This is a genomic window from Afipia clevelandensis ATCC 49720 (genome assembly GCF_000336555.1).
In the GTDB taxonomy this organism is placed as follows: Bacteria; Pseudomonadota; Alphaproteobacteria; order Rhizobiales; family Xanthobacteraceae; genus Afipia; species Afipia clevelandensis.
In genome coordinates, this window is the sequence record NZ_KB375281.1 from 525,038 (window position 1) to 545,595 (window position 20,558).

The 20,558-nt window shown below is 56.3% G+C and carries 16 protein-coding genes; 1 reads left to right on the plus strand and 15 read right to left on the minus strand.

Annotated elements, in window-relative coordinates; all coding sequences use genetic code 11:
* Window positions 1–3: 3 nt before the first annotated feature.
* The 14 genes from HMPREF9696_RS02305 to HMPREF9696_RS02375 all read right to left on the minus strand — a co-directional run bounded on the left by HMPREF9696_RS02305 (window position 4) and on the right by HMPREF9696_RS02375 (window position 17,287).
* Entirely contained in the window at window positions 4–891 is an 888-nt protein-coding gene (locus tag HMPREF9696_RS02305) for a branched-chain amino acid ABC transporter permease (RefSeq protein WP_002711332.1), read from the minus strand.
* Between the two features lie 3 nt (window positions 892–894).
* A complete protein-coding gene (locus tag HMPREF9696_RS02310) occupies window positions 895–2,820 on the minus strand; it encodes an AMP-dependent synthetase/ligase (RefSeq protein ID WP_002711333.1) in 1,926 nt (641 codons plus the stop codon).
* Window positions 2,807–3,607, minus strand: coding sequence for an ABC transporter ATP-binding protein (locus tag HMPREF9696_RS02315; protein WP_002711334.1), 801 nt, complete (start codon window positions 3,605–3,607; stop codon window positions 2,807–2,809). Before HMPREF9696_RS02315 ends, HMPREF9696_RS02310 begins: the two co-directional genes overlap by 14 nt.
* A gap of 102 nt (window positions 3,608–3,709) precedes the next feature.
* Complete coding sequence (locus tag HMPREF9696_RS02320) at window positions 3,710–4,126, minus strand: PaaI family thioesterase (protein WP_051053204.1); 417 nt, start codon at window positions 4,124–4,126, stop codon at window positions 3,710–3,712.
* A 116-nt stretch (window positions 4,127–4,242) separates the two neighbouring features.
* Complete coding sequence (locus tag HMPREF9696_RS21135; RefSeq protein WP_002711335.1) at window positions 4,243–5,115, minus strand: alpha/beta fold hydrolase; 873 nt, start codon at window positions 5,113–5,115, stop codon at window positions 4,243–4,245.
* A 97-nt stretch (window positions 5,116–5,212) separates the two neighbouring features.
* Window positions 5,213–6,718: an AMP-binding protein gene (locus HMPREF9696_RS02335; RefSeq protein WP_002711336.1), complete on the minus strand. Its 1,506-nt coding sequence runs from the start codon at window positions 6,716–6,718 to the stop codon at window positions 5,213–5,215.
* Between the two features lie 83 nt (window positions 6,719–6,801).
* Complete coding sequence (locus HMPREF9696_RS02340; protein ID WP_002711337.1) at window positions 6,802–7,566, minus strand: enoyl-CoA hydratase/isomerase family protein; 765 nt, start codon at window positions 7,564–7,566, stop codon at window positions 6,802–6,804.
* A gap of 228 nt (window positions 7,567–7,794) precedes the next feature.
* On the minus strand, window positions 7,795–8,589 hold the full coding sequence (locus tag HMPREF9696_RS02345) for an SDR family NAD(P)-dependent oxidoreductase (RefSeq protein WP_002711338.1): 795 nt from the start codon (window positions 8,587–8,589) through the stop codon (window positions 7,795–7,797).
* A gap of 26 nt (window positions 8,590–8,615) precedes the next feature.
* A complete protein-coding gene (locus tag HMPREF9696_RS02350; protein ID WP_002711339.1) occupies window positions 8,616–10,613 on the minus strand; it encodes a DUF2118 domain-containing protein in 1,998 nt (665 codons plus the stop codon).
* 19 nt (window positions 10,614–10,632) lie between these two features.
* Window positions 10,633–12,240, minus strand: coding sequence for a carboxyl transferase domain-containing protein (locus HMPREF9696_RS02355; RefSeq protein ID WP_002711340.1), 1,608 nt, complete (start codon window positions 12,238–12,240; stop codon window positions 10,633–10,635).
* A gap of 48 nt (window positions 12,241–12,288) precedes the next feature.
* Window positions 12,289–13,452 carry an acyl-CoA dehydrogenase family protein gene (locus HMPREF9696_RS02360; RefSeq protein WP_002711341.1) on the minus strand — a complete coding sequence of 388 codons (1,164 nt, stop codon included), beginning with the start codon at window positions 13,450–13,452 and terminating at the stop codon, window positions 12,289–12,291.
* A 439-nt stretch (window positions 13,453–13,891) separates the two neighbouring features.
* Window positions 13,892–14,290 (minus strand): Zn-ribbon domain-containing OB-fold protein, encoded by a 399-nt coding sequence (locus HMPREF9696_RS02365; protein ID WP_245259190.1) that lies wholly within the window; start codon window positions 14,288–14,290, stop codon window positions 13,892–13,894.
* 17 nt (window positions 14,291–14,307) lie between these two features.
* Entirely contained in the window at window positions 14,308–15,498 is a 1,191-nt protein-coding gene (locus tag HMPREF9696_RS02370) for a thiolase C-terminal domain-containing protein (protein WP_002711343.1), read from the minus strand.
* 193 nt (window positions 15,499–15,691) lie between these two features.
* On the minus strand, window positions 15,692–17,287 hold the full coding sequence (locus HMPREF9696_RS02375; protein WP_245259191.1) for a class I adenylate-forming enzyme family protein: 1,596 nt from the start codon (window positions 17,285–17,287) through the stop codon (window positions 15,692–15,694).
* A gap of 191 nt (window positions 17,288–17,478) precedes the next feature.
* On the opposite strand from HMPREF9696_RS02375, the gene HMPREF9696_RS02380 reads away from it, so the two are divergent.
* Window positions 17,479–18,288: an enoyl-CoA hydratase/isomerase family protein gene (locus HMPREF9696_RS02380; protein WP_002711345.1), complete on the plus strand. Its 810-nt coding sequence runs from the start codon at window positions 17,479–17,481 to the stop codon at window positions 18,286–18,288.
* Window positions 18,289–18,374: 86 nt separating this feature from the next.
* Here HMPREF9696_RS02380 and HMPREF9696_RS02385 read toward each other — a convergent pair whose 3' ends face one another.
* Window positions 18,375–20,342, minus strand: coding sequence for an AMP-binding protein (locus HMPREF9696_RS02385; RefSeq protein ID WP_002711346.1), 1,968 nt, complete (start codon window positions 20,340–20,342; stop codon window positions 18,375–18,377).
* Between the last annotated feature and the right edge of the window lie 216 nt (window positions 20,343–20,558).

A 20,558-nucleotide genomic window follows, 5' to 3' on the forward strand; every position in this document is an offset into this window, starting at 1 on the left:
TGCTCAAATCCTCTCGATGTCGTGACGCCCGAACAAGCCGTGCGGTCGAACCAGAATGGTCAGTATCAACATCGCGGCGTCGACGAGTTCGCGGCTGGCTCCGCCCAGCAGCGGATCGAGATAGCTGGATGCGACGCCTTCCACCACACCGAGCAGTATGCCGGCGAGCAATGCACCGCCGATGCTGTCTAGTCCGCCAAGAACGGCGACGGTCACTCCCTTAAGAAGCAATTGCGCCAGCGACTGGTCGACGCCCTGCACCGATCCCCACAGCACGCCGGCGACAGTTGCCACCACTGCAGCCATCGCCCAAGACAACGCCACGCCGCGTTCGACGGAAATTCCGACCGACCATGCTGCGGTGTAGTCGTCGGAAATGGCGCGCAACACCACGCCCATCCGGGTGCGAAAGAAAAGCACGAACAGGCCGAACATGACGACCGCAACGGCGGCACCGATCGCATAGGCCCGATTGATCAGCATTGGGCCTATGAACAGCGGAGCATCGCTGATGCCGAGTGGCATCGGCCGTCCGGTACCGCCCGAGATGGTCATGGAGCCGGCACGGAGGAATATTTCCAGACCCAGCGTCATCATGAGGATCATGACGATTGGTCGGCCGGCAAGCCGGCGCAGCGCGATCCGCTCGATCCCCATGCCGACGCCGAACATCGTCACGACCCCGAGCGCGATCGCAAGCCAAATCGGCGCGCCGGCATTGTTGGCAAATGCCAACACCACATAGGCACCCACCATCGTCATAGCGCCCTGCGCCAGATTGGGCACCGAGGAGGATTTGTAGATCAGCACGATGCCCATCGCGACCAGCGAATACATTAGGCCGACGAGGGCGCCATTGACGGCGGATTCGGACAGCAACTCCCAATCCATCGGTCAGGTCTCCTGTACCGACAGAGTACGCTCGATCACGCCGACTTCACCCGACTCGTAACTGATCTGCGCTTTCATCAGCACCGTGCTCTGGCGATCGTAGATGGCGTCGATGATCGGCTTGTAGCGCTCCTCGACCACGTTGCGTCGAATCTTGCGCGTGCGCGTGATCTCGCCGTCGTCGGCATCGAATTCCTTGTGAAGGCACACAAATTGTCGCAATTGCAATCCTTCGGGCAGCGTGGTGTTGACGTGCTTTACCGCCGCGGTCACGAGATCGATGACTTCCTGCTTCTGCGATAGATCGGCATAGGAGATATAAGAGATGCCGCGCAGCTCGGCCCACAGGCCGACCGCCTCCTTGTCGATGCAGACGATGGCCGCCAGCGTATCGCGCTCGCGTCCGAGCACCGCAGCGTCCTTGACATAAGGGCTGAACTTTAGGCGGTTCTCGATGTAGTTGGGAATATAGCGTTCGCCCTTGGCGGTGTGCACCACATCGGACAGGCGCCCCAGCACCACCAGATGACCGTCGGGTTCGACGTAACCGGCGTCGCCAGTATGCAACCAGCCGTCTTCGAGACTCTCGCGCGTCGCCTCTTCCTGGTTGAAGTATCCGCTGAACACGCTGCCGGAGCGAACCAGGATTTCGCCGGCGTCGCTGATACTGAGCTCTACGCCTGGCAGTGGGCGACCGACTGTGTGCAGCCGCACCTCGTCGAGGCTCTGGATCGCGTTATAAGCGCTGCTTTCGGTCTGGCCGTAGAGTTGGCGCAGTTTGATTCCGAGCGCGCGGTAGAACACGAAGGTATCCTCGCCCATCGCTTCGCCGCCGGTGAAAGCGCCGTACAATCGGGTCAGGCCGAGCTGGTCCTTAATCGGCCCGTAAACAAGCCACTCGCCGAGCGGGCTCAACAGCCGCTGCTTGAGAGTGGGCGGCTTGCCTTCGAGCTTTCGTTTCTCGGCGGCAATGGCCGACGCCATGAAAAAGCGGTAGGTCAGTTTTTTCAGCCAGGAGGAGTCTTCGATCCGCACCTGTATAGTTGTTAGGAGATTGTCCCAGCTGCGCGGCGCAGCGAGATAGAATGTTGGCGCGATCTCGCGCAGGTTTTGCAGGACGGTCTCCTGGCGTTCGGGAATATTGATGGTGAAGTGCAGGGCTATTGCCGCACCCATCGTCACAGCGAAGTCGCCGACCCAGGCCATCGGCAAATAGGCCAGAATGCTTTCGCCGAACCGAAACGCGTCGCCCTGATAGGCGTTGCGCACGCCAGCCAACAGATTGCTGTGCGAAAGCACCACCCCCTTGGGTTTCCCGGTACTGCCGGATGAATGCACGAACACCGCCGGCCCTTCGGGCTGGGCGCGGTCGATCAAACGCTGCCGTGCCGCGTTGTCTGTGGCAAAGGATTGGGCACCCTTGGCCTGAAGCGCGTCCCATGAAATCTGTCCGGGACTGCCGTAGGCCGCCAATCCGCGCGGATCGTCGTAGATGATGTGGTCGATCACCGCGCCCTGCTCACGCAACTCAAGCATCTTGTCGACCTGCTCCTGGTCTTCGGCCAACATGAAGCGCGCACCCGCCTCATGAACGAAGTGCCTGATTTCATCGAGCGTCGCATCCGGATAGGCCGGCATCGCGTATCCACCGAGTGCACCGGCGGCCAGCATCCCCGCATAAAGCCGCGGCCGGTTGTCGCCTAGCACCAGCATGACTTCGCCCGCCTTGAAGCCCAACGCTTCGAGGCCCGCGGAGCAGCACATCACGCTGTCCAGCAGTTGCCGCCAGGTGGTTTCTTTCCAGATGCCCTTGCTCTTCTCCCGCATCGCCACGCGGTCGGGGAACACTTCGGCGTTCCGCGCCAGCACGCGGATCAGCGTGGTATCGGTTTCGAAATTCCAGGCCGAGGTCGGCTCAGCGGACGGCATGCGTCCCCCCGATATAGGCCTCGACGACCTTGGGATCGGCGACGACGTCGGCCGGAATACCGCTGCCGATCATGGCGCCGTAATTCAGCGCCAGCATGCGATCGCAAATGCCGGTGATGACGTCCATGTGGTGTTCGATCAGCAGCACGGTCACTCCACGCTCGTCGCGTGCATCGAGGATGAAACGCGCCATGTATTCCTTCTCCTCCTGGTTCATTCCCGCCATCGGCTCGTCGAGAACGAGGAAGCTTGGCTCGGCAGCCAGCGCGCGCGCCAATTCGACCCTTTTCTTAAGGCCGATCGGAATCCCATCGACCATTTCGTCGCGCACGCTTTCAAGCTGCAGGAAATCAATCACATCTTCGACTGCGGCGCGATTCAACGTCTCGTCGCTGCGTGCAAGCCACCAGTAAAGTGCAGTGCGCGCCACACTGGGTTTCATATGGATGTGACGACCGAGAAGAATGTTGTCGAGCACGGTCATGCCGTTGAAGAGTGCCAAGTTCTGGAAAGTACGCGCGACGCCCAGGGTTGCGATATAATGAGGTGCTAAGCCTGTGATATCCCGCCCGTTGAGCAAGATGCGCCCGCGCTGAGGCGGATAAAAACCGGTAATCGCGTTGGTCAGGGTGGTCTTCCCGCACCCGTTAGGCCCGACTAGCCCGAATATCTCGCCACGCTGAATCTGCATATCGATGCCGTTCAACGCGACGATGCCGCCAAAACGACGCTCGACTGATCGGCATTCGAGTACTGGGGCGTCGCCGCCACGATCCTTCAAGGTCACCTTCGCTCCCATCTAGGCGCATTTTACTGTGCAGGTTATTTTTGCGTGAAACCTAACAGGTGTTAGGTAGTAGCTGCAAGTGCCGAAACGACCGTACGAGCGTCACTGCGCGAGATAGGCGCCCCGCCCACTGGCTACGAGAACATGGCCACCATCGGTCACGCGTACGTCGGCAGTACTTATCCGGCGCCCCAGTTTAACCACAGTACCGCGCGCATGAACCGTCCCGCGTGTGGCTGGTCGATGATAATCGACGCGAAGATCTGCCGTGGCATTTACAATACCTCCGGCCGCGCGAATCGCATAAAGGCCCGTCAAATCGATTAGGGCAGCCAGGACACCACCGTGAGTTGCTTCGATCGCGGTATTCGCAACAAATTCCTCGCGCCAAGGCAGGGCAATTTCGATCTGTTCACGAGTGACCATGATGGCTTTCAATCCCAGCCATCGATGGAAAGGCGAGATCATCAAAGCCTTTTGAAATTCGGCGATAAAATCTTCGTTGTAGGGTCCGATCATTCGCTCGTTCTTTTACTGCATATTCTTTCAGATCTTATTGACCAACTACCATCTGATTTCATCGGCTCAGTTCCTACGACAAAGCTCTCGTAAATCGGTCGGCCATGATCGCGCGACTAAACGTCGCGCGGAGAACCGTTACGTGATGGTATTTGCGGCCCTCGAAAGAAATTGACGACGGCTTCGCTAAATGCATCATTTCGATCGCCAACGACCATATGACCTGCGCCAGCAATATCGGTGTATGCAGAGTGGGGAGCAAGTCGAAGAAACGATTGCGCAGCATCCACGCTTACCAAATTGCTTGAGCCACCGCGTATCAGGTGGACCGGCAGCTCAAGTTTTTCGGCGGCGTCCGTCAGTCGGCTGTCTGACTGGCCAACTTTATCATTTGTCATGGAACTTATAAATCGTGGATCCCAGTGCCAGCGAAGACGTCCGTCATCGCATCGTCTCAAATAGCGGTCGAGACCCTCCGAACGTTTCCGCCGCTCACGATCGGGCAAATAGTTGGCGATCGCATCGGCAGCTTCATCAGGCGAGGCGAAGCCGTCTGCTAAGTGCGCCCTCATGAAATCCAAGACATGCGCAACGCCGGCTGGCTCCATATTTGGCGTAATATCTACAAGCGTAAGCGAAGTGAAAGATCCCAATCGAAGTTCGCCTTCGGCTATCAAGCCTGCAAGGCCGCCAAGGGAGGCGCCGACGAGAGCTGGTTTCTCGCCAAGTTGATCAGATATCGCAAGGAGATCCATCGCAAAGTCGTCGAGTTGGTAAGAGCCGGACGAGGACCATGCGCTCTCTCCGTGGCCACGCAGATCCATCGCAATCGCACTATACCCTGCCTCCTCTAGTGCTTTTGCAGTACGCGTCCACGCCAAGCGGGTTTGGCCTCCACCATGCGCCAGCAAGATTGGAGGACCCTCACCAAACACATCGGCTATAATTGTGTGGCCCTGGTCGCCAGAAAAAGTCTTTTGTCTTTTCACTTCGGTCCTCAACTATCTTCACGCCGTGTTCAAGTTGTTCCTCATTGAAAACGGCGTTGTTAATACCGCCCCACGCTCGGCGACCGCAAAATCCTGTTTAAGAGTTTTCGGATTTGACTGAGGCGCGATCAAAAGCACCGTTTTCGGTCTTCGGCAGTTGATCGACGAAAACAACGTGCTTTGGTTTCTTGTAGCGTGCGATTAGTCCAGCGACGAAGTCGATTATCTCGTCTGCGGTAACATTTGAGCCTGGTCGTCGCACGCAGATCGCTTTGATGGCTTCGCTCCACTGGGGATCTGGCACGCCTATAACCGCGACATCGGCAATATCCGCATGTTGCCGAATCGCGTTTTCGACTTCTGCCGGATAAACATTCTCGCCACCCGTCTTAATCAATTCTTTCTCTGGAGCACGACCGGTGTACCAGAGATATCCATCGGCATCGAAATAACCGATGTCACCGGTATGATGCCAGCCATTGCGGAAGGTGTGCGCGGTCTCGCCGTCGTTATCCCAATAACCTAAGAATACAGTGGGGCCGCGCACTACGATCTCGCCGACTTGTCCGGTCGGCTTTTCCTTGTCGGCGCCATCGACGACCGCAACGGTGTGCCAGAAAAGGGGGCGCCCGGCGGATCCTGGCCTGTCGCGGTAGGGCGATAGCGTTGCAAAGCCTGAAGTCTCGGACTGTCCAAACGCTGTCCAGAAAACAGAATGGGGGCAGTCCTTCTCGAAGCGTTCAATTGTTACCGGGGTATCCAGTCCCGTCACAGCGCGCAACGTCGTCAACTCGCCGCCTTTGGCCTGATCCATCAAACTTGCAAGCATCGGCGCGAATTCCGCCATCACCGTCACGCTTTCTGCGGCGATATCGCGAACCGCTTCCTGCGGATCAAATTTAGAAGTGATGACACTAGCGCCGCCGGCCTGCTGCACGGTCAGCATCAGGCCAAGGCCGGCGACGTGAAACAGCGGCAACACACCAAGATTGACGTCACGCTCGGTCAGGCTCCAAGCCAGCATTAGCGAGCTGTGTGCCGCTAAAAGGTTAGTTTGCGACAACAGCGCGCCGCGCGGCCGCCCACCCACAGCGGCGGTGTAAATAATTATGAAACCATCATTGCCACTGAAATGAACGTGAGACATCGACGCGTCCGAAGCCGGAAGAGCTGCGTAAGGCGCAAATGGCGCCGTGTGCTTGCTAATGCCGAAATAGCTACGGACCGAAGGGAGTGACTTTGTTAGGGCTGCAATAACTTCCTGGTATTCCGCACCCGCGACAATTAGAACTGGCGCGCCATCGGCGAGGACGTAGCCGATCTCTTCGGCATTAAGTCGGAAGTTGACCGGCAGCAAAACGGCGCCAAGCCACGCGACTGCACCGATCAAATCGATCATTTCGAGAGAGTTTTGCGAAAGGATGGCGACGCGATCACCGGATTTTACACCTTCGCGTGCAAGGCCGGCCGCCAACCGCTCGACCCTTTCAAGATATTCACGATGGGTGACGCGCTGACTTCCAAAAATGAACGCGGTGCGGTCTGGGAAAAACTCCGCATTTCGGCGATACACGTCGATTAATGTAAATTCTCTGAGGGACATCGATTCCTCGATATTATGCACAATCCACGATTGCGAAGTGCTCTTTCAAATATTGTTCTTTGACACCGAGGTTGGGGCGTTTATTAGCTCTCAAACTTTGCCTCGCGTTTTTCGAGGAAAGCAGCGATCCCTTCCTTTGCGTCTTGATGCATGAATAGAAGCGGAAAGCCATCGATTGCGTGCCGCATCTCGTCACCGCCGAGGCCGCGATTGTAGAACGATTTGGCCATCTGCACTGCGAGCTTCGGTTTCGATGCAATTCGTTCGGCGAATTCCAAAGCGGCCTTGAGAAGATCGCCATGTGAAACTACTTTTAGTACGAGGCCTAGTCTCAATGCTTCATCCGCGGTGATTGGATCGCCAAGAACACTCATCTCTTTAGCTTTGGCGCGGCCGACAATATCGTGCAGACGCACGACAGCGAAACCCGGTAGCAGTCCGAGATTGATCTCTGGCACCGCAAAGCGCGCGCGGTCAGATGCAATGATAAAGTCCGAAGCGATCGCGAGTTCAAAGCCACCGCCGAAAGCAATACCATTGACGGCGGAGATGACCGGTTTGCGGCAATTTTCCGGTGCGGCTAGTACCGCTAAAACCTCGATCATGAACTGGCGTACTTTGTGTGGATCGAAATTAAATCCACTAATGTCGGCGCCGGCGCAAAATGCCTTGTCGCCATTGCCGGTGATGATGGCAACGCGAATATTGTCGTCTTCATTTACTTTCTGTAGGCCATCCAGAATACCGTCGCGGATGCCCGTGCTGAGCGCGTTGAGCTTGCCCGGATCGTCCAGCGTGAGGATGGCGATCTTTCCCTTAGTTTCATAGTTGACGCTGCCCAGTCTCATCGCGGTCTTCCTTACCCTATTGCGTCAGACCTTTAGTGAACGCTCAAATCTGAATTTCGATTTTCGCAGAATCTTTTATCGCCGGCGGCTCCAATGACGCGCTTCTGACGCCGAATGCTCGCTCGCCGATTGGCGGTGATGGTCGCGACGAAGTCTTTGGCGTCATGAATGATCTCTTCTTAGGTACGATCAAACGGAGCTCCGTTTTGGCGAAATTGACAGCTGATTTCAGCCAATCATGGTGTACCCGCCCGAGACCGACAGAACTTGGCCGGTGACATGACCGGCAGCGGCGGACGAGAGGAACGTCACGGCGTTGGCGATATCGTTCGGGCGACCGAGCTTGCGCAGAGGCAGCGCCTTGGCAACTTTCTCGAATTGCTCGGCTGTGAACATTGAATCGGGCTTTGTCCACATGCTGTTGGTACCAACTTCTTCCGTATCTACGGGCACAGTGACACCAGGGCAAACGACGTTGCAGCGGATCCCGTATCGGCCGTTCTCTTTAGCAATGGTCTTCATAAAAGAATTGATAGCGGCCTTCACCCCACCATAAACCGCCTCGCGCGGTTCGCCAGAGCGGCTTGCGTCGGAACTGATTGACACGATAGCACCGGTGTTCTTCGGAATCATGATATCTAGCGCGCACTTGGTGCAGTTGAGCACGCCAACATAATTGATCTGGATGATCTTCTGCCAGAACTCGGGCGTTGTCTGAGTGAAGAACATTAGTTGATCCCAGCCAACGTTGTTGACGAGCACATCGACCGTGCCATGCTTCTCCGTCGCGGCCTTGAACATGGCTTTCACCTGATCGAAATCGGTCACGTCGGTTTTGACCACCTGAACGCTGGCGGCGCCATTCTTCCGCGCAAGTTCGGCAACTTTTTCAGCCTGCGACTGGTCGAGATCGCCAATTGTAATATTGGCACCCTCGGCCGCAAACCCGAGCACAATAGCTCTGCCGATGTTCGAACCACCGCCAGTGACGACGACCGATTTTCCCTTAAGGTCAAGAATCATATCAATCACTCCCAATTTTATACTGATTACAGCTGCTGTTCCGGTTCTACGACCACGACGACCGCGTTGCGCTCGACGGTCTCGCCCGGCCGGCAGTCGACTGCCCTCACCACGCCGTCAACTTCGCTGACGATACGTAGTTCCATCTTCATGGATTCCAGAATCGCCGCAACATCGCCTGCCTTGACCTTGTCACCAACCGAGACATTTACCTTGAGAATCATGCCCATCATCGGCGCTCGTAGTTCACCGCTGGTTGCGACGGACGCGCTGATGTAGCTGAGATAGGGGATCGCCTTCAATGTGTGAACGCCACGATGATCGTGGACGAAGATCGTCTGGTCCGCCTGATAAATCCGCACCACCTCGCGGCGCCCGCCGATAATAGCCGTAAAGCGTTCATCACTGATTGGGATTAGCTTGACAGGCAGTTGCTCGTCATTGATGCCGACAATCATCGTGTCATCGGGCTTCAGCGGCGCGAACCTGATCCCAGCGCTCGCCTTGTCAGTTTCGAGGTGCAAGATCGGAATCGGCGACAATCCTTCGCCGCCTGCAGACATCTGCCATCCGGTCGTGGCGAGCGACTGCCATGGACCGTTCACGGCGGGCTGGCGTTGCCTGATCATCCAGTAGTAGGCGCCGAGCGCCAGCGCTTCAGTGTCCGTATCGGTGCCCTTGTCGAGCAACTCTTTCATCTGCTCATCAATCAGTCGGGTGTAGAAGGTAGCGCTCCGCGTCGCGGGGAGCGCTATCAATCGCTTGAGAAATTTCAGATTGGTAGTGATTCCGAAAATCGAGGTTTCGTCGAGCGCGCGGTCAAGCTTGTCGAGCGCCTCGTCGCGCGTCTCGGCATAAGCGATGAGTTTTGCCAGCATGGAGTCGTAATACGGCGTGACGGTGGAGCCGCTCTCGATTCCAGTTTCGACGCGAACGCCGTCAGCCGGAAATCGCACGTAAACAATGTCACCCGTGCAGGGTAGAAAATCATTAACGGGGTCTTCGGCGCAAATGCGCGCTTCGACCGCATGGCCGCTGCATGTCACGTCCTTCTGGGCAACAGGCAATCCCTCGCCGGCGGCGATGCGCAGCATCAACTCCACGATATCGATACCTGTGATCATCTCGGTGACGGGATGCTCGACCTGGAGGCGCGGGTTCACCTCCAGAAAATAGTAGGTTTCGCCGCGCAAGATGAATTCGACGGTGCCGACGCCACGATAATTCAACTGCTTGCCGAGCCGGACCGCATCGGCAGCGATCTTGTCGCGAAGCGCTGCGGGGAGATTGGCTGCTGGAGCTTCTTCAATAATCTTTTGATGCCGTCGCTGCAGCGAACATTCGCGCTCGAACAGATGAATCACGTTCCCTTTGCCATCGCCGACGATCTGAACTTCGATGTGGCGACCGTGCTCGATTAACTTCTCGACGATTAATCCCGCATAACCAAACGAATTCTTAGCCTCGCGCATGGCTGCTTCGATTTCGCCCACAAGACCGTCGAACGATGAGACTGCGCGCATACCCTTACCACCGCCGCCTGCCGCAGCCTTCAGCATCACCGGGAGCCCGACATCTTGGACGATCCGGGCGATCTCTGCGGCATCCTCGGTCGGCGTCTTACTGCCGGGTACGATCGGCACATTGGCGGCTTCGGCTTCATTTTTTGCAGAGGCCTTGTCGCCAAGTCTTTCGATCACTTCGGGCGTCGGTCCGATGAAAACCAGACCGGCGCCCTCGACGGCGCGAGCGAAAGTTGCATTCTCAGCGAGAAAGCCGAATCCGGGATGGATAGCCTGCGCGTTGCTCGCCTTCGCCGCGGCTATGACCGCGTCGATCCGCAGATAGCTATCCGATGCAGTCGCGCCGCCGATCTCGATGGATTCGCCGATCGTCTTCACGTGCAGTGCATCGGCATCGGCCGAGGAGTGGACGCCAGCGACTGCGACGCCGAGGCGCTGGCAGGTTCGCGCGATCCGACAGGCTATCTCTCCGCGATTGGCGATCAGAATTTTCTTGAACACTTAACGCTTTCCTCCGCCATCACATCCTGAATACGCCGAAATCCGTATCCTGCTGCGGCAGACGACCGGCAAGGTCAAATAGCAACGCCATCACATTGCGGGTCTCGAGCGGATCGATCACCATGTCGCACCAAGTATTGCGTGCGAAGCTGTAGGCGTTGGCAAACTCTTCGAACGTCTTGCGTACAGGCGATCGGTAAGCCTCGCGCTCTTCGTCGGTCCAAGTGGTGCCATCCCGTTTGTGGATATCGTCCCTGACCATGGCGAGCGTGTTTGCGGCTTGATCCGGCCCCATGATCGCCGACCGGCCGTGCGGCCACATCATCATCGCATTTGGCTTGAAAGCGCGGCCGCACATCGCAAGGTAGCCGGCGCCATATGAGTTGCCGATGATCAAGGTGTATTTGGGCACGTTGGCGCTCGCCATCGCTGTGATCATCTTAGCACCGTGCTTGGCGATGCCACCTTCTTCGGCCTCGCGCCCGACCATGAACCCAGTGACATCGGCCATAAACAGGAGGGGAATATTTCGCTTGCAGCAAAGGTCGATGAAGTGGGTCGCCTTCAGCGCGCATTCGGAAAACAGGACGCCGTTGTTACAAAGAATTCCGATTTCAAACCCCATGATACGCGCAAACCCGGTGATCAGGGTCTCGCCATATAGCGGCTTGAACTCGTGAAACTCGCTGCCATCGACCAGCCGCGCAACAATCTCTCGATTGTTGGTCGGAATACGTGGGTCCGCGCTAATCAGCCCATAAATGTCCTTGGGGTCGAAGAGCGGCTCACGCGGTGACGCCAAGTTCCACCGTTGTACGGGAATGTCGCCGAGATTAGCGACGATATCGCGGGTAATCGCAATCGCGTGGCTGTCACTTTCCGCCAGATGGTCAGTAACACCGCTGACGCGACTATGCATTTCACCGCCGCCGAGCGCTTCTACGCCGACCTCTTCCTTGGTCGCGGCATAGACGAGTTGCGGCCCGCCCAGAAACATCGCGCCCTGATTGCGAACAATGACGGTCTCGTCGCAGAGCGCCGGCATGTAAGCGCCGCCTGCGGTCGAGGGGCCGTGAACGATTGCGATCTGTGCGATACCCTCGCTCGACATCCGGACCTGATTGTAAAAGATCGATCCGAACTGGCCGTCGTCGGGAAAAATGTTGGGTTGATCCGGCAGGTTCGCACCGCCTGATTGCACCATGGTGACGCAAGGCAGTCGATGCTGCCAGGCGAACTTCTGTGCACGAACGTGTTTCTTGCAGGTTATGCCGTAATAAGTGCCGCCTTTCACCGTGGCGTCGTTGGCGATTATCATGCAGGCCCGGCCCGATATCATCCCGACGCCAGTGATAATGCCGCCGCCGGGCGGCACGCCTTCGTACATGCCTTCGCCCGCAAGTTGGCAAAATTCAAGGAACGGCGAGCCGGGATCGAGCAAAGCGGCGATACGTTCGCGCGGCAGCAACTGCTTGCGCTCCTTGTGCAATTGACGCGCACGTTCGGGCCCGCCCAACCGTGCCGCTGCGCGGCGCTCGTGCAAATCGGCGATTCTCACGCCGTAGGCGTCGCGGTTGCGGCGATAATCTTCGCTCGCAACAGACACATCGGACTTCATAAGAGACATCGCAGACAACTTTCCTGATTGAGCGCTCTCGGTTTTCTGGGTCGTACCTCAATAGCTGCGCGGCAACCCCATCACATGCTCGCCGATGTAATTGAGAATCATTTCGCGGTTGAGCGGGGCGGTCTTCAGCAGTCGCACCAACGGATAAATATCGAAGATACCGTACTCTTTGGTAAAGCCGTTGCCGCCGAAGCACTGCAGCGCAGTATCAACGGCCTTGATACCAGCATCAGCGGCAGCAAGCTTAGCCATGTTGGAAAATTCACCGGCTTCGCGACCCTGATCGAAGATCCAAGCGGCCTTCAACGTCATCAGCGACGCCAACTCAACATCGGTGCGAGCGCTTGCAAGCGGATGTTGCAAGCCCTGGTAAGATCCGATCGGTACATTGTTAAAAACCCGTCGTTCTTTAGTGTATTCGACTGCACGGTTCAGGGCATAGCGGCCGAGACCGCAGGAAATCGAACCGACCAGAATGCGCTCAGGATTGAGGCTTTTGAACAAAATGCCGAATCCCTTGTCGACTTCGCCGACAATGTCGTCTGGCCCAAGATCGACGTCATCGAAGAAAATCTGCCATTGTGTTTCCGGCGCCGGGATACTTACTGGAATGTATTGCTTCTGCACTCCCTTGGCTTTCAGATCGACCACAAACAGGGTGAAGCCATCGGTCTTCTTTTGAACCTCGGTATGTGCCGTTGTTCGCGTTACCACCAATGCGAAATCGGCGCCGTCCGCATCGGTAATAAATGTCTTCTGACCGCTCATGGCGAAGCGATTGCCGCGTTTCTTTGCAATCGTAGAAGTGCGGATCGTGTTTGTCCCGGCGTCAGGCTCAGTAATTGCAAAGCAGAAGCGCGTCTTGCCGCCGCACGCGTCGGGAAGATAGCGCATCTTCTGCGCCTCACTGCCGTATTTGGCAATAAACCCCAAACTCATCGCGGCGCCCACAACAAGATTGAGCAGGGGGATGCCGTTGTTCGACAATCCTTCAAGGAACAGGTGCATCTCGACCATGCCCTGTCCCGAGCCGCCGTACTCTTCAGGCACCATCGTTCCGACGAAGCCATCCTCCGCAACCTTGCTGTAAAGGGCTTGAGGGAATACGTGCTTGTCAGCGCACTCCATCCAGTATTTGCGATCAAATTGCTTCGCAACCATATCGCCATATTCGTAAATCTGCCGCTGCTCGTGCGTAAGATCAAAGTCCATGTCGGAACTCCGTCGCCGGTTGAAACCTGCGTTGTCCGTGTTGATGTGAGACTGCTAGCGGTAAGCAGCATCAATTTCGTTCTATCTTTTAAGCAGGGGTGCCCAACATTTCAACCTAACATTTGTTCGAAAATGAACAAATGTTACAAATCTTGGAAACAACGAAGTCAGAGCTTCTTAATCTGCGTTCAGTTTTGGGGACAACTAATTGGCTGAGATAAAATTCGATCTTGGCAATCGCGTTGCGCTTCACATGTTGCCCGGCCAAAAGGTGCCGTGGCAGTTTCATTATTTCGCTCGCCGTTTCTCTAGTTCGGGCAGCTTGAGGCGAGAGATGTCGGACTGCACCGGGCGCGACGATGTTTACGGGTTTTGGAGAATTCCGCGGACGCGGGCGCAGGCTCACTGTCAGTAAAGCCACTGTTAGCCGGATCATGAGTCAGGTCTGTCTGAAGCGGGGCAGTGTGATCTCGTCATTGACCTTTTCGCACACGAGCATGACCTCCATGTCGAACACGACATCATCGGGCTTGCCGCCTGTGTAGGTACTGATTATTCGCGGTCCTTCTTCAAGTTCGACCAACAAGACCGCATAAGGAACGTCGGCTTTGAATGCCGGTCCTGGCGCTCGATGCACGACGCTGAAGGAATGCACTTTGCCGCGCCCGCTCGCCCCGCGATGCGCAAGATTTTCACCGCCACATTTGCGGCAAATCGCTTGCTGATAATATTGCACGTTGCCGCAATCGCCGCAGTGTTGAAGCAGTAATTCGCCGTCGCGCATGCCGCGCCAGAAGGTCGCAGAATCAGCGTCGGGCGCGGGCATCGGTTTCTTCATGGCGTCTTCAGGCGAGATCACAGCGTCTTCTCCGTCCCTAGGATGGTAGTGGCGTTAGTAGCAAAACCTGCACCCAGGCTATGAACCAGCCCGAGTTGGGCATCCGGCACCTGACGCTCGCCACACTCGCCGCGTAGCTGCGCGATCACCTCATGAAAATGAAACAGCGATCCGGGCATCCCCGAATGCGCGAATGACAACAATCCGCCATGGGTGTTCGACGGTATTTGGCCGCCATAGGTCATCTGTCCGTCTTCGACGAAGCGGCCGCCTTCGCCCTTGGGGCAGAAGCCGAGATCTTCGAGCATCATCACAACTGTGCCGGTGAAGCAGTCGTAAATGCCAGCAACGTTCATATCTTTCGGGCCATATCCCGCCATTTGGTAGGCCCTGCGGCTCGACTCGACCGCGCCGGTAGTCGTCAGCGATGGCATCAGGAAAATATGTTCGTGCGTGTAACATTCGCCACCGCCAAGAATATAGATCGGCGCCGCGATTCCGAGTGCTACTGCACGTTCTGCTGACGTGAGAATGAATGCAGCGCCACCATCCGAAATCAACGAGCAGTCAAGCTTGTGGTAGGGTGTCGTGACCATGCCGGAATTGAGCACATCTTCCACAGTGATCGGCCTGGTTTGTTGTGCTCCCGGGGTGCGCATCGCGTGACGCCGCTGGATTACAGCGACCTCCGCCAACTGTTCCGGTGTGGTGCCGAAATCCTTCATATGCCGATGTGCGGTCATGGCAAAGGTGTTCGCGACCGGAATGCCGAACGGCATCTCGTATTGCTGATCACGGCTTTCCGTCATCGAGCGCAGCGCGAGATCCGGTGTCAAACCGGTCAGTAGGCTGTCGCCGCCAACCACGAGTACGACCTCGGCGAGCCCGCCATGAATGGCAGCAGCGCCGATGTTGAACATCGTTGCCGCCGTGGCACCGGACACCTGAAGCGTGTTCGAAAAGGTTGGCTGAATACCAAAATATTCGCTGAACGCGACGCTGAATCGGTGGAAGGGAGAGGCGAAGGCATGGCTCGACAGCACGCCATCGATCTCGTTTTTCTTAATGCCGGCATCGGCCAACGCCTGCTTGGCCGCGTCGGCGGCGAGCCATAGCGGGCTCTTTCCCGGCACCTTGCCGACCGGCGACATTCCGATCCCGATCACCGCGACCTTACCGCGTAGCGAATCTTTGCGAATTGAAGGCATTTAGTCTCCGCTCAAGGTATTAAGTGAAGTTAGTTTTCGACCGCCGCGCGTTAGTCGGTGGACGTGCGACTGTTGGAAAGCCCCAGGAACTTGGCTTGGTTGTCGAAAGGCACCAGTCTGGTGACGGGTTTGTTCTCGCTCGCCGCCGTATGCTTTTCACCCGCGACGCATTTGTTCTCCCATTGGCAAGCACTCACATCCTTTCGCCTGCCAGCCTAGATTCGAGTACATGGCGCTGAACCTTGCCGCTGGTGGACCGGGGAAACTCCAAAAAATCGATAAAGCGAAACTGCCGGGGACATTTATATGCGGCAAGATCGCGCCGGCACAGGGCCAGCAAATCGGCCTCGGTGACTGAGCTGTCACCGCGTGACACGAATGCCACTGGGACTTCGCCCCATTTCGCGTCTGGGACACGCACGATCGCGGCCTCGGTGATCCGCATGTCGCTCATCAAAACTCGTTCTATCTCGGCGGGGTACACATTTTCACCGCCAGTCTTGATCATGTATTTGGCGCGATCTACGAAATCGAGGGAGCCGTCATCATTGCGTCGAAAAACGTCGCCCATGTGAAACCATCCGCCGCGAAAATCGCGCGCGTTGGTGTCATCAGCTTTCCAATAACCGGAGAACAAAGTCGGACTGCGAATGGCGAGTTCTCCCGGTGTCCCCGTTGCGACCTCGTTGTCGGCAGAATCGACAAGCTTGATTTCACAGAATGCGCTCTGTCGTTTCGCTAGGCTGCTGGGGACCTCGCCCACCGGGATTAATGATCTGGTTGCCGGAGGTAAACCGGTTTCGGTCGAACCAAAACTGTTGAGGTAAGGAGCCTGCAGCAGGCCAGTTACCTCGGCGATGACGTGCGGAGGAACGAGGTCTGCCATAGCTCCACAAAGACCAACGCCTTTTAAGGTCATTTTCTGCGCCTTAAAAGCCGTGATGAATAATTCAATCATACCCGGGATCAGAACAAGCCAGCCAATCCGATGACACTTCAAAGCGGACAATAACGACTCAATCTGAAAACCATCGATGATGACGACTGTTCCGCCGCGTAACAATGTCGCAAGACTGTGATCTGTGGATGCCATGTGAAACAGCGGCGCCCAAGCCACAAAGGTATCGTGATGAGCGATGTTCAGCTCGGAACTGAACACCAGTGCCCGCATGATCATCGCCCGATGAGATATCACGGCGCCTTTGGGGAGGCCGGTCGTTCCGCTGGTGTAAAGAATGACTAGACCGTCTTCAGGGTCCGCAGCAATAGGAAGCGCGCGATTGCTATGTTCCTTCAAGAGATTTTCATATTCCAAACCGATCTCGATCACTTCGCGGCCTTCAACTGGAAGACTTACAGAATTGCCAACGAGTTCCTTCTCAATGATCAAGAGCTTCGGCGAAACCAGTTCGATGCAATAGGAGAGTTCACGTTGCGACAACCGCCAGTTCAGGCAAGCCGTCATGACACCGAGATTGGCTGCCGCTAGTTCTATTTCGAGATACTCCGGTCTGTTACGCGAGAGTAGTGCTACGCGGTCGCCTCGGCGCAGGCCCTTGCTTGCCAGCATCGAAGTCGCACGATGCACACGGTCAAGGAGTTGCCCATAGCTGACATGTCTTCCCTGATATTCGATCGCGATCGACGATTTATTCATTAGCGCGCTCGCGCAAAACACTTCGCCAATCGTGGGGCTCGCGCCCGCCCTCGTTGCCAGAGCGTTTTTGTGCCCGTGCGTCACTGCAAATCCTCCGAGTCTTGCTTTCGCCAGCCCCGCCAGCGAACTCAATTAAAAAGTATGAGCTTGCAGCGGGTCCCGATCGGCCTTAAAATTCTAACATCCGTTCGAATGAATTCATAGGGAGGTTCGCTGCGAAGCTTATCGGAAGCAAGAGAATCTTCCGATTGCGATATGCAGCGTGATCGCCGTAAGGATCAATCCGACCAATCGAGTCAACCAAGCGTTCAGAAGGGAAGCCGATGTCCAATCGTTATGCTGCTTATACTAAATTGAAGCTCGACTATCCGGCCAAGCGGGTTCTCCGGCTCACCTTTGACCGGCCCGAAACCTACAATTCGGTCGACGCTGAGACCCACACTCAGCTCACGAATATCTGGCGTGACATCAACGACGACCCTGACATTAACGCAATCATCGTCACCGGGGCGGGAAAAGCATTTTCGGCCGGCGGAGATTTTGAGCTGATCAAGAGTATTCTCGACAATCCTGTCTCACGTATGTCGACGTGGAAGGAGGCCAAGGACCTCGTTTATAATGTTATCAATTGCAACAAGCCGATTATCTCGGCCATCAACGGTGTCGCCGTCGGCGCAGGCTTGGTCGTCGGAATTCTTGCCGATATATCGATATGTGGAAAGTCCGCGCGTATTGTCGATGGTCACACAAGGCTTGGCGTAGCGGCGGGCGACGTCGCTTGTATCATTTGGCCTTTGTTGTGCGGCCTTGCCAAAGCGAAATATTACCTGCTCACCTGCAAGCCGCTGTCCGGCGAGGAAGCTGAGCGGATAGGCCTTGTGTCGCTGTGCGTCGAAGATGCAGAGTTGCAGAGGGTTGCGCTTGAGACGGCGGAGGAGCTTTCTAACGGGGCGCAAAGCGCGATCCGTTGGACCAAATACGCTCTCAATAACTGGCTGCGTGTTAATGGTCCGCTGTTCGATACCTCAACTGCGCTTGAGATTTTGGGTTTCACCGGCGCCGAGGCACGCGAGGGATTGGCATCGCATCTTGAAAAACGAAAGCCGGTTTTTCCACAAGATTGCCCAATCTAAGCATTGCGAGCGATGGCCTTTCCGAGATGGCGGCCGGGATTGCGTCCGACCTCCTTCTTGAGAAGGGCCGTCGGCTTCTGCTTCGATTAAGTGGCACCGAGTTTCTCGCGAAGCTTGTCAACTATTTCGGGATTGGCGAGTGCGGAAATATCGCCGGGATCGCGGCTTTCGAAGACTGCCCGCAATACCCGGCGCATGATCTTCATGTTGCGGGTTCGAGGCAGATCATCCACGAAAATTATCTTCTCCGGCCGATATGATGCGCCCATACCATTCACGATAGCGGCGGAGAGCTCGTTCGCAACATCACTCTCGATGTGCGCACCTGGCATGAGCACGCAGGCACAAACGATCGCTGAACCCTTTACTGGGTGCGGAATACCAAACACCGCCGCCTCGGAGACCTTGCCAGTATCTATCAAAAGACCTTCAAGCTCGGACGGCCCGGTTCGCTTGCCGGAAATCTTGATGGTGTCGTCGGAGCGCCCAAGGATATAGTAAAGACCATCACGGCCGCGCATCGCAAAATCGCCATGCACCCAAAGACCGTCAAGCGTGCTCCAGTAGCTCTCGATATAGCGCGCATCGGCTTTCCATAAGCTCTTGGTCAGTCCGATCGAAGCATGACGCAGCACCAGTTCACCGACTTCGCCCGGCGGCAAACTCTTGCCTGAAATATCCACGATGTCCGCGCCGACGCCGAGCGCCGGACGCGAGAACGAACCGGGGTTCATTGGATGGTTCGGCGTCCCCGTGAAGATGCAGCCTCCAACTTCGGTGCCACCGGAAATATTTATAATCGGAATTTTTCTCTTGCAGACATGGTCAAAGAACCACTGCCATGGTGCGCTGGTCCATGCCTCGCCGCCCGACACTGTCATACGCAGGGTCGACAGGTCGTAGCGCTTCACGTCCTGCGTTCCGTAGCGCATCAAACCACGGACAATGGTGGGCGATACTCCGAGATAGCTGACGCGATGATTTTGGATTAACCGCCAGAATCGGCCAGTGTCGGGGAAATCCGGCGTACCTTCCGCGATCAGAAGGCTTGCTCCGGCAAAACTGGGAATACAGGCGCACATCGCCCCGACCATCCAGCCCATGTCACTGAGAAAGAAAAACCGGTCCGACGATTTGAAATCGGCGCAAATGACCATATCGCGCGTGACCATAGAGCCGATAAATCCGATATGGGTCCAAACGCAACCCTTCGGCTCGCCGGTGGTCCCCGAAGTGTAAAGCAGAATCGCAGGGTCTTCGGCATTCATCTCGACTGTCGCGATTGTGCTATCTTTTCCGGCGACGATATTATGCCACCAGAGATCTCGCCCCTCCCGCATCGGCGTTTCAATCTCAAGGCCTTTGCGTTCGACCACGATCACGTGCTGCACCGTCGGCGAGGAAACGAGCGCAACGTCGAGGATGGATTTAAGCTGTGCCGCCGCGCCGCGCCGCCATGTCCCGCTCGCAGTGATGACAGCTTTGGCGCCGCCATGGTTGAGCCGGGTTTGCATGGGTGCCGGACCAAAGCCTGAGAAAAGGGGCATTAGGATCGCGCCCAACTTCAATACTGCGAAAAAAGCAACAAAGGTTTCCGGCACGTTCGGCATGTATAGTGCAACCACGTCGCCCTTGCCGATGCCGAGATCGGTCAACGCGCGCGCAAGCTGTCCAATATCGTGGTCGATTTCTCGATATGAGAGGTTCCGCAGTTCGAGTTTGTCTTCGCTCTCCCAGACGAGAAACGTTTGATCCCAGAGGTGGGTGTCGCGATGTTTATCAATACAGTTCAGGACGATGTTGGTAGTGCCGCCAATACACCAGCGTGCCCATGGCTGCCCGCGCGACAAATCGAGCATGCGATCGTAAGGGCGATAAAACCTGACGCCGCAGAACTTGAAAACCTCTTCCATAAGCCATGCGGGATCGGAGTCAGCCTTTATTGAGAGGCTATCGTAATCGCCGTATCCGGTCGCGCGCAGGAACGCGGTCAGGTTGCTCTCTGCAATTAGTTCGGGCGGAGGTGTCCATACATAGGACGTTGGATTGCTCATCAACTACGCTTCCTGATTTACGGGCATCAATCCAGACTAATTTAGCGGCCGATAGACATGTGTACCTTTCAAACAAAGACAGGCGTATTCATCCCGTCCGCTCAATGCTAACGCTCTCGGTATGTGGGTTCAATCAATTCTAACGATCGTTTGGAACTATCGCCCATAGAAAAGTTTTGAAGCCTACTGCAGTTGACTTGCTACAATTTCTAACGT

What these genes read in the sequence shown, in the direction of transcription:
- HMPREF9696_RS02305 (WP_002711332.1), bottom strand. Translation starts at nt 891, where the DNA reads ATGGATTGGGAGTTGCTGTCCGAATCCGCCGTCAATGGCGCCCTCGTC.
- HMPREF9696_RS02310 (WP_002711333.1), bottom strand. Translation starts at nt 2,820, where the DNA reads ATGCCGTCCGCTGAGCCGACCTCGGCCTGGAATTTCGAAACCGATACC.
- HMPREF9696_RS02320 (WP_051053204.1), bottom strand. Translation starts at nt 4,126, where the DNA reads ATGATCGGACCCTACAACGAAGATTTTATCGCCGAATTTCAAAAGGCT.
- HMPREF9696_RS02335 (WP_002711336.1), bottom strand. Translation starts at nt 6,718, where the DNA reads ATGTCCCTCAGAGAATTTACATTAATCGACGTGTATCGCCGAAATGCG.
- HMPREF9696_RS02340 (WP_002711337.1), bottom strand. Translation starts at nt 7,566, where the DNA reads ATGAGACTGGGCAGCGTCAACTATGAAACTAAGGGAAAGATCGCCATC.
- HMPREF9696_RS02345 (WP_002711338.1), bottom strand. Translation starts at nt 8,589, where the DNA reads ATGATTCTTGACCTTAAGGGAAAATCGGTCGTCGTCACTGGCGGTGGT.
- HMPREF9696_RS02355 (WP_002711340.1), bottom strand. Translation starts at nt 12,240, where the DNA reads ATGTCTCTTATGAAGTCCGATGTGTCTGTTGCGAGCGAAGATTATCGC.
- HMPREF9696_RS02360 (WP_002711341.1), bottom strand. Translation starts at nt 13,452, where the DNA reads ATGGACTTTGATCTTACGCACGAGCAGCGGCAGATTTACGAATATGGC.
- HMPREF9696_RS02365 (WP_245259190.1), bottom strand. Translation starts at nt 14,290, where the DNA reads ATGAAGAAACCGATGCCCGCGCCCGACGCTGATTCTGCGACCTTCTGG.
- HMPREF9696_RS02370 (WP_002711343.1), bottom strand. Translation starts at nt 15,498, where the DNA reads ATGCCTTCAATTCGCAAAGATTCGCTACGCGGTAAGGTCGCGGTGATC.
- HMPREF9696_RS02380 (WP_002711345.1), top strand. Translation starts at nt 17,479, where the DNA reads ATGTCCAATCGTTATGCTGCTTATACTAAATTGAAGCTCGACTATCCG.
- HMPREF9696_RS02385 (WP_002711346.1), bottom strand. Translation starts at nt 20,342, where the DNA reads ATGAGCAATCCAACGTCCTATGTATGGACACCTCCGCCCGAACTAATT.